The organism is Flavobacterium fluvii, from assembly GCF_900129545.1.
GTDB classification, from domain to species: Bacteria; Bacteroidota; Bacteroidia; order Flavobacteriales; family Flavobacteriaceae; genus Flavobacterium; species Flavobacterium fluvii.
In genome coordinates, this window is the sequence record NZ_FQWB01000014.1 from 19,972 (window position 1) to 28,903 (window position 8,932).

Annotated in this window: 8 protein-coding genes; 6 read left to right on the forward strand and 2 right to left on the reverse strand. The window is 35.0% G+C overall.

Annotated features, from left to right (window positions below; translation table 11 throughout):
• Positions 1–120 precede the first annotated feature (120 nt).
• The 6 genes from BUC16_RS17115 to BUC16_RS17140 all read left to right on the forward strand — a co-directional run bounded on the left by BUC16_RS17115 (position 121) and on the right by BUC16_RS17140 (position 7,200).
• A complete protein-coding gene (locus BUC16_RS17115) occupies positions 121–1,086 on the forward strand; it encodes a DUF6252 domain-containing protein (protein ID WP_073372041.1) in 966 nt (321 codons plus the stop codon).
• Between the two features lie 189 nt (positions 1,087–1,275).
• On the forward strand, positions 1,276–3,726 hold the full coding sequence (gene lon / locus BUC16_RS17120; protein ID WP_073372042.1) for an endopeptidase La: 2,451 nt from the start codon (positions 1,276–1,278) through the stop codon (positions 3,724–3,726).
• Between the two features lie 164 nt (positions 3,727–3,890).
• The gene (porQ, locus tag BUC16_RS17125; protein ID WP_073372043.1) at positions 3,891–4,910 is read left to right on the forward strand and encodes a type IX secretion system protein PorQ; all 1,020 of its coding nucleotides are present in this window, start codon (positions 3,891–3,893) and stop codon (positions 4,908–4,910) included.
• Positions 4,911–4,917: 7 nt separating this feature from the next.
• On the forward strand, positions 4,918–5,601 hold the full coding sequence (gene cmk / locus BUC16_RS17130; protein ID WP_073372044.1) for a (d)CMP kinase: 684 nt from the start codon (positions 4,918–4,920) through the stop codon (positions 5,599–5,601).
• A 337-nt stretch (positions 5,602–5,938) separates the two neighbouring features.
• Entirely contained in the window at positions 5,939–6,433 is a 495-nt protein-coding gene (locus BUC16_RS17135; protein ID WP_073372045.1) for a CAP domain-containing protein, read from the forward strand.
• Positions 6,434–6,693: 260 nt separating this feature from the next.
• On the forward strand, positions 6,694–7,200 hold the full coding sequence (locus BUC16_RS17140) for a CAP domain-containing protein (RefSeq protein ID WP_073372046.1): 507 nt from the start codon (positions 6,694–6,696) through the stop codon (positions 7,198–7,200).
• Positions 7,201–7,247: 47 nt separating this feature from the next.
• On the opposite strand, the gene BUC16_RS17520 is transcribed toward BUC16_RS17140, so the two are convergent.
• A complete protein-coding gene (locus BUC16_RS17520) occupies positions 7,248–8,063 on the reverse strand; it encodes a tetratricopeptide repeat protein (protein ID WP_084546325.1) in 816 nt (271 codons plus the stop codon).
• 235 nt (positions 8,064–8,298) lie between these two features.
• On the reverse strand, positions 8,299–8,932 hold a 634-nt coding region (locus BUC16_RS17150), incomplete at its 5' end, for an OmpA family protein (RefSeq protein ID WP_141226194.1).

Sequence of the window (8,932 nt, forward strand, 5' to 3'; positions counted from 1 at the left end):
TTAGACAAATCACGTTTTTTAAACGATGGATTGTAGTGAATAATACTGTTAAAATTATTTTGCAAAAGTTGGTGTTTAGATTTTTTTTAAATATATATTTGTTGAATAAAACTATCAGTTATGAGAAAATTTCGATTTTTTATTTTACCCTTGGTTATAATTGCAACATTTTGTTTGAATTCCTGTGAAGAGATTGAGCCCTTGGATCCAGCCTTGATTGCAAACTCCAATATTAATCCTGGAACAACTTCAGGGGTTTTCAAGGTAGATTTTGATGGAAAAAGTTTCGTGGCAAACACGGTTCAAGCAATTGTAAATGATAATTATATTGCCATATCTGGACTCAAAACATCAAGCGGCGAGTTGATACAAATTGCATTGCCGGCTCCGTACAACAAAGTGGGAACTTATACATGGAAAAACATTGGAGCTGCAGGAATTATGGTTTTGGCCTATATACCGTCTAATGGAACGGAGCCATATACGGCCGATCCCAAAGATACCGGTGGTGCTTCAGATTTTTCTGGATATACAGATACGGCCAGTATTACCATTTCTAAAATAGATGTGGCCAACAAAAAGATATCCGGAACTTTTCAGTTTACGGGAGTGAAATTTAAAGATCTTGCAGGAACAAGTATCGAAACAAAAGTTTTTACAAACGGTTCTTTTACAGAAATTCCTTTTACTGATGATAATCAAGTTGCAGATACTGATACGTTTTATGCTAAATTAGATGGAACCGAATTTGCTGAAAACAGCATTGATGTAGTTTCTGTGAGTTCCTCAGGTGTAAATCCTTATTATAGTATTGTTGGAAAAAAAACAAATGGAGATAATATCGGTATTTCCATTGCAAAATCTTTGTCGGCAGGAACCTACCAATTCGCAGGTGCTTTTGGCCCACAGGTTAACGCAAGCTGCCTTTTGGGAGGTGTAATATACAATGGAGATACTGGTTCAGTCACCATTAGTTCAAAAACAGCTACACACTTAATAGGCACTTTTAATGTTGTTGTTAAAAATTTCATCACAGGTACCACCAAAACGATTTCATCAGGTGCTTTCAGTGTAGAATTACCATAATTTGAAATATTTAAAATAATTATCTAATCCGCTTCTTTAGCGGATTTTTTTTGGCATGATGATTGTCAGTTTTTAGTGTTGAGCGAATATTAGTAGTATTAGATTGATTTTATATAAAATTATTGACCTGATACCTTATATTTGTTATCCAATGAATATTATTAATGACAAAAAGACTTAAAATTTAATATGTCAAATCATAAAATACGCACTCTTGACAATCTGTCACTTCAAGAATTTGATAGCGAAACCGAATTAATCCCTTTGTTGACTCCAGAAGATGAAGAGGAGATGAACAATGAAGAATTGCCGGATTCATTGTCAATTTTGCCATTGCGCAACATGGTTTTATTTCCAGGAGTTGTCATTCCAATCACGGCTGGTCGAGATAAATCCATAAAATTAATCAATGATGCCTATGCATCGGGGAAAATTATTGGAGTAGTTGCCCAAAAGAATGAAGAAGTAGAAGATCCTTCAAAAAGCGACATTCACAAAATAGGAACCGTAGCCCGAATTTTGCGCGTTTTAAAAATGCCAGATGGCAATGTTACGGTTATTCTTCAAGGGAAAAAGCGTTTCCAAATAGAATCCATAGTTTCTGAAACTCCATATATTACTGCCAATATAAAAGAAGTAGCCGAAAAAAGACCTGGAAAGAAAGACACGGAATTTTTGGCTATTCTTGATTCTGTAAGGGAATTGGCTATCCAAATTATAAAAGAAAGCCCGAACATTCCAAGCGAGGCCACTTTTGCCATTAAAAACATTGAAAGCCAATCGTTTTTAATCAATTTTGTGACTTCGAACATGAGTTTGTCCGTTGAGGAAAAACAAGATTTATTATCGATTCATTCTTTAAAAGACCGAGCGCTTGAAACGCTTCGTTACATGAATTTGGAGTTGCAAAAATTGGAACTTAAGAATGATATTCAATCTAAAGTTCGTTTCGATTTAGACCAGCAACAACGGGAATATTTCCTTCACCAACAGATGAAAACCATTCAGGAAGAATTAGGTGGCGTTTCGCAAGAAGAGGAAATGGACGAAATGAGCGTTAAAGCCAAGACCAAAAAATGGGATGAAACCACGCAAAAACATTTCGACAAGGAATTGTCAAAAATGCGACGAATGAATCCGCAAGCACCTGATTTCGGTATTCAAAGAAATTATTTGGAGTTGTTTTTGGATTTGCCTTGGAACGAATATTCCAAAGACAATTTCGATTTAAAACGTGCCCAAAAAATTCTTGACAGAGACCATTTTGGTTTGGAAGACGTCAAGAAAAGAATGATAGAGCATTTGGCCGTCTTGAAATTGAGAAATGACATGAAGTCGCCAATTATCTGTTTGACAGGACCTCCGGGTGTTGGTAAAACTTCCATTGGAAAATCTGTGGCAGAAGCTTTGGGAAGAGAATATGTAAGAATATCGCTTGGCGGTTTGCGCGACGAAGCAGAAATTCGTGGACACAGAAAAACCTATATTGGCGCAATGCCGGGAAGAATTATTCAAAGCTTGAAAAAGGCCGGAACTTCAAACCCTGTTTTTGTTTTGGACGAAATAGACAAATTGTCGAATAGCCATCAAGGTGATCCTTCTTCGGCATTGTTGGAAGTTTTGGACCCGGAACAAAACAATTCGTTCTATGACAATTTCTTGGAAATGGGCTACGATTTATCGAAAGTGATGTTTATTGCCACGTCAAACAATATGGCTGAAATTCAACCTGCTTTGCGAGACCGAATGGAAATCATTAAAATGTCGGGTTACACGATTGAAGAAAAAGTAGAAATTGCCCGCCAACATTTATTTCCAAGACAATTGAAAGAACATGGTCTAACAACCAAGGATTTGTCCATTGGAAAAAAACAATTGGAAAAAATTGTCGAAGGATACACACGTGAATCCGGCGTTCGCGGATTGGAAGCGAAAATTGCGCAAGTGATTCGAAATGCAGCCAAATCCATTGCGATGGAGGAGGAGTACAACAAGAAAGTTACCGATGAAGATATCGTGAAAGTTCTTGGAATTCCTAGATTGGAAAGAGACAAATACGAAAGCAATGACGTAGCCGGCGTTGTTACAGGTTTGGCCTGGACAAGCGTAGGTGGTGATATTCTTTTTATAGAATCCTTGATTTCTCCGGGAAAAGGAGGAATGACCATTACCGGGAATTTAGGAAACGTGATGAAAGAATCGGCAACGATAGCTTTGGAATACATAAAAGCCAATGCCGAATTATTGGGATTAAGCACTGAGATGTTGTCCAAATACAATATCCATTTGCACGTTCCCGAAGGAGCCACTCCAAAAGACGGACCAAGTGCGGGAATTGCAATGCTGACTTCTTTGGTTTCGGTGCTAACACAGAAAAAAGTGAAGAAAGGACTGGCGATGACGGGAGAAATTACCTTGCGTGGAAAAGTATTGCCGGTGGGCGGCATAAAAGAAAAGATTTTGGCTGCCAAAAGAGCCAACATCAAGGAAATTATTCTGTGTCACGAGAACAAAAGCGATATCGACGAAATAAAACAAGAATATATCGAAGGACTAACTTTCCATTATGTCAAGGAAATGAGTGATGTTTTGAAAATTGCCATCACCGAGCAAAAGGTGAAAAACGCAAAAGTATTATAGACTTGACTTTTTAATTTAAATCAATTCCATCCTGAACCTTCAGGATGGAATTTTTATTTTGATTAAAATTCGTTTCGAAACTTCGGTAAGAAAAACAAGAATTTATGTCATTATAATTTTATCTTCGCATTTGCGTTTTACAACAGAGAACAGCCTTTTCAAGTATGCCAAAAAAACTTTTATTATTTCTTTTATTTTCTTTTTGCACCGTGACTCACGGTCAAATAGGGGGGAAATATACCTATCAGTTTTTGAATTTGGTTACATCACCCAGGCAGGCTGCTTTGGGCGGAAAATCGATTACTATTTATGACAATGACGTCAATCAAGTCCATTTTAATCCGGCCACGATTAACCCAGAAATGGACAATCAATTGGCGTTGAATTATGGAAGTTATTTTGGGGAAGTGAGCTACGGAACGGCTTCTTATGCATATACGTATGACCGGCATTTGCAAACTTTTCAAGTGGGAGTCAATTACGTGAATTACGGCAAATTTGATGGATATGATGAAAATGGTGAAGCCACGTCACAATTTACAGGTAGTGAAATAGCCCTTTCTTTTGGATATGCCTACAATGTTCCTTATACAAATTTATTTTTGGGAGCCAATGGAAAATTGATTTCTTCGACTTTGGAAAGTTATAATTCATTTGGCGGTGCTGTCGATTTAGGAGCTATTTTTATCGATGAAGCCAATGACGTCAACTGGGCTTTGGTGGTTCGAAATATTGGAACACAGTTTACAACCTATAATGGATTGAATGAAAAATTGCCGTTGGAAATTATGGCAGGCGTGTCTCAAGAACTGGAAAATGTACCGTTGCGTTGGCATCTTACCTTGGAAAATTTGCAGCAATGGAATATTTCTTTTACGAATCCAAATCAAGGGCAAACATCGATTGACGGGAGTTCCAGTGAAGAAAAAGTATCCGTATTTGGTAATGCTTTGCGCCACGTGATTTTTGGAGCCGAACTTTTTCCGAAAAAATCATTCAATATTAGAGTGGGATATAATTTCAGGAGAGCCGAAGAATTACTAATTTTGGAGCAAAGAAATTTTTCCGGGATTTCGATTGGATTTGGATTAAAACTCAATAAATTGAAATTTAACTATTCCTATTCGAGATACACATTGGCAGCTAACACAAGTTTGTTTGGTTTAACCGTAAACTTACAATAATACTATTTTGGACAAAAAAATTATCATAGCAATAGACGGATTTTCATCGACTGGCAAAAGTACTTTGGCCAAAGAACTAGCCAAACATTTGGGTTATGTTTATGTTGATACCGGAGCCATGTATCGTGCGGTGGCTTACTTTGCAATGCAAAACGGATACATAGGCAAAGAATTTTTTGACATTGAATCTCTTGTCAATAGTTTGCCTTACATTAAATTAGTGTTCCAATTCAATCCTGATTTGGGATTTTCGGAAATGTATTTGAATGAAACCAATGTGGAGCAGGAAATTCGCACTCTCGAAGTTTCTAATTTTGTGAGTAAAGTGGCCGAAATACCAGAAGTTAGATCCAAACTTGTGGAACAACAACAAGAGATGGGAAAGAGCAAAGGTATCGTAATGGATGGAAGAGATATAGGAACGGTTGTTTTTCCAGAAGCCGAACTCAAAATATTCATGAATGCAAGTGCGCATACACGTGCTCAAAGAAGATTTAAAGAGTTAAAAGAAAAAGGTGACACTGTTTCTTCTTTTGAAGACGTTTTAAAGAATATCGAAGAACGTGATTACATCGACACCCATCGGGAGGATTCGCCTCTTTTGAAGGCAAAAGATGCCCTGGAATTTGACAATTCCAATATTTCCAAACAAGAACAATTTGAAAAAGTTTTAAAATTAATAGTGATTTAGATTCTTTATCATCTCATAATTTATAATTGGCCCTGTATTTTACAGGGCTTTTTTTATGCCTTTTAATTTTTTGCTTTTTACCGTAACTTTTTATTTTTCATATAAATATCTATTGTTTATGGATACAGTAATTCATATAATAATCTTAACAATATTACGGCTTTATTTGTAAGAAAAATATTTGTCAATATTTATATTTTGTGTAGTTTGTCGATTTTATTTGTATTTTAAACGATATTTGCTGTAAGTTTATGAAACAATTAAGAAAAAACATTACAATATTAATATTAAAGAAGTTTGCCCCACAATCTACTTTAAACCTAATCTATCTTTTATTATGAAAGCGAAATTACTTCGTATATTATTGCTGGTTGCAGTAATATTCACAATGAATTCTTGTTCATCTGACAGTTCAGAAGATTCTACTTCTTCACCTGCTCAAGCAATGTCTTATACATACAATTCGACAGAAATTGAGACTATGAATTTGATTAATGCTTATAGAGTTAGTATTGGATTAAATGAGTTGGAAAAAATTGATCATATTTCTTATAAATCAGAACAGCATGACGACTATATGATAGCCAACAACGTGGTTAATCACAATGATTTTGTTGCTCGTTCAGAAAATATCATGAAAGTTTTGGGAGCCAAAAGCGTAAGCGAAAATATTGCCTACAATTATAATTCTCCAAAAGCTGCCTTGGATGCTTGGTTGAAAAGTCCAACTCACAAACAAAACATCGAAGGTAACTTTACACATTTTGGACTTGCCATAAAAGTTAGTGCAGATGGAAAAAAATATTATACAAATATCTTTGCAAAAATATAAGTGAGTTTTTTGGTTTTAGTTTAAAAACTGCCTTTCATAAGGGCAGTTTTTTTGTTTTTATTAGTTCCTTGATTTTAAAATATTTATGTCATATAAGAAAATTATATCCTAATATTAAAAAAGTGTGTAGTTCATCGGTTAAATTAGGTTATTTATTTACTAATAAATTAGATTAGCTTTCTAATCAAAACCAGTTCAGTTAATTACCAATTTACAAGTAGTTTGCCTACAATCTACTTTTGACTTATTCTTTTACTTTTATGAATGTTAAAATTTTCCGGTTATTATTAATGTTTAGCGTTGCTTATTTTTTAAATTCTTGTTCTTCCGATAGTCCAGCAATACAGAATACTTCAACTTCATTACCCCTGTCAACAGTTCCTGTTTATACATACAATTCCTTGGAAGACGAGACATTGGCTCTTATAAATTCGCATAGGGTGAGCATTGGTTTAAAAACGCTGCAAAAGAATAATTATGTTTCATTCAAATCAGAAGAGCACGACAATTACATGATAAATAATAATGTGGTTAATCACGATTATTTTAGTACTCGATCACAAAACATTATCGAAACTTTGGGCGCCAAAAGAGTGGGTGAAAATATTGCCTACAATTATAATTCTCCAAAAGCTGCTCTTGCCGCTTGGTTGGAAAGTCCGGAACATAAACTATGTATTGAAGGTGATTATTCTCATTTTGGAATTTCAATTAGAATAAACGCGGAAGGAAAGAAATATTACACCAATATTTTTATCAAAATGTAGACGATGAATTAATTGTTTTGATGCTATTTGTTGAGCAAAACTGGCACTTATTTTTTTTCAATACCCGATAATTGATCGCGTTTTTCTATTATTTCGAAGGCTTTGTCTTTTTCACCTATTGCCGTCAATGAATAAGCATAACGGTCATAATATTCTGAACCTAATGTCGTAGTCATTTTGAATAGCTCTTCATACCATTTTACTGCTTTTGTGTAGTTTCCATCAAAAAAATAAGCATCTCCTAATTTTTGAAAGATTTCTATCGACTTGTATCCTTTTTCAGCAACCCTTTCATAGGTTTTTATCAAGTATACATAGATTGATTTATCACTTGTATTAGGGCTTTCAATTACTTCATTATCATAATCATACGTTTTTAATAATTCCTTGATGGTGTTTTTCAATATATACTGCTTTGGATGTTCTTTTTCTTTAAAGTGCGGTATTACAAAACTGGTATTTATTGGTTCTATTTTGCTTTTGGTCAATGGTTTATTGTACAATGTAGTTGGTTTCAACAAGATTTTGTTGGGTTCAATTGGGTTATTGGATAGTTGTTTTAGCTCTCCGTAACGAGGCGTTATGACTCTGGTATTGTTAGGCCCTAAATCGTAAGTATCAATTAGGCTCAAGTGTGATACCTCATAAGTCATGGTATAACCTCCAAACCTAAGATTGATATTTTCTTCTACATGATAAGATTTTATGGCTCTATTAAGATTTGATTTTGCATCAATAAGTGTGTCAGACTCTTTTTGGTTGGTTTTCATGTTTTTACCAATTCGAGACATCTTTTCTTTCTGTGCGAAAGTGTTGAATGACAACACGTAGATTATGATTATTTGAATGAATATATTTTTCATGACACCCGTTTTATGAATAATTTAATGCTTCTATTTTAATTTTAAAAAGCTTTATTTTCGTCTATTTGAGCCTATATTTAAAGAGTTGAAAATAGTTTAATAGTATTGGGGCTTTGATTAAAAAGTATAAATCTATTTTTTAAGGTTAATAATTTAAGTATTCATTATGGAACAAAAAAACCTCGAAGAATTACACTTCCGAGGTTTTTTTAATGTGTTTTTATAATTTAGTTCATCACAATGCAGTAATAATAAATTCGCTGCGTCTGTTGAGTTGATGTTCATCCTCGGTACATTTGACATCGTCGGCGCATTTGTTTACCAGTTGCGTTTCCCCATATCCTTTTCCGGTCAATCTGCTTTGGTCAATGCCATTTTGCACCAACCAGTTAATGGTTGATTTGGCCCTGTTGTCGGACAATTTTTCATTGTATTTATGCGATGCACGACTGTCGGTATGGGATCGAATATCGAGTTTCATCGTTGGATTTTCTTTCAAGACATCCAATATTTTTTCCAAGTCCAGTGCAGCCTCGCGGCGAATGTTGTATTTGTCCAAATCGAAATAAATCATTTTGATTCCAAAACATTTTCCTAAATCATCCCCAACAGTAACCAGACATTTTTCTTTTTCCAATGCAATGTCCAATTTGGTTCTGCCGTTGTTTTCTTTTGCTATGACAACTTTGAGTTCCTTGGTCAAGTATTCCGGTTTTGCCGCCCTCACGTTATAGGTTTTTCCGCATTCCACAACGAAGGCGTAATTCCCTTTAGCATCGGTAACGCCGGTGTTGATCAAGTTGTATTTACTGTCAAACAAGCTGATTTTGCTGTCGGGAAGTATTTTTCCCGTGGCCATATCCGTCACG

What these genes read in the sequence shown, in the direction of transcription:
- BUC16_RS17115 (WP_073372041.1), top strand. Translation starts at nt 121, where the DNA reads ATGAGAAAATTTCGATTTTTTATTTTACCCTTGGTTATAATTGCAACA.
- BUC16_RS17520 (WP_084546325.1), bottom strand. Translation starts at nt 8,063, where the DNA reads ATGAAAAATATATTCATTCAAATAATCATAATCTACGTGTTGTCATTC.
- porQ (WP_073372043.1), top strand. Translation starts at nt 3,891, where the DNA reads ATGCCAAAAAAACTTTTATTATTTCTTTTATTTTCTTTTTGCACCGTG.
- lon (WP_073372042.1), top strand. Translation starts at nt 1,276, where the DNA reads ATGTCAAATCATAAAATACGCACTCTTGACAATCTGTCACTTCAAGAA.
- BUC16_RS17135 (WP_073372045.1), top strand. Translation starts at nt 5,939, where the DNA reads ATGAAAGCGAAATTACTTCGTATATTATTGCTGGTTGCAGTAATATTC.
- BUC16_RS17140 (WP_073372046.1), top strand. Translation starts at nt 6,694, where the DNA reads ATGAATGTTAAAATTTTCCGGTTATTATTAATGTTTAGCGTTGCTTAT.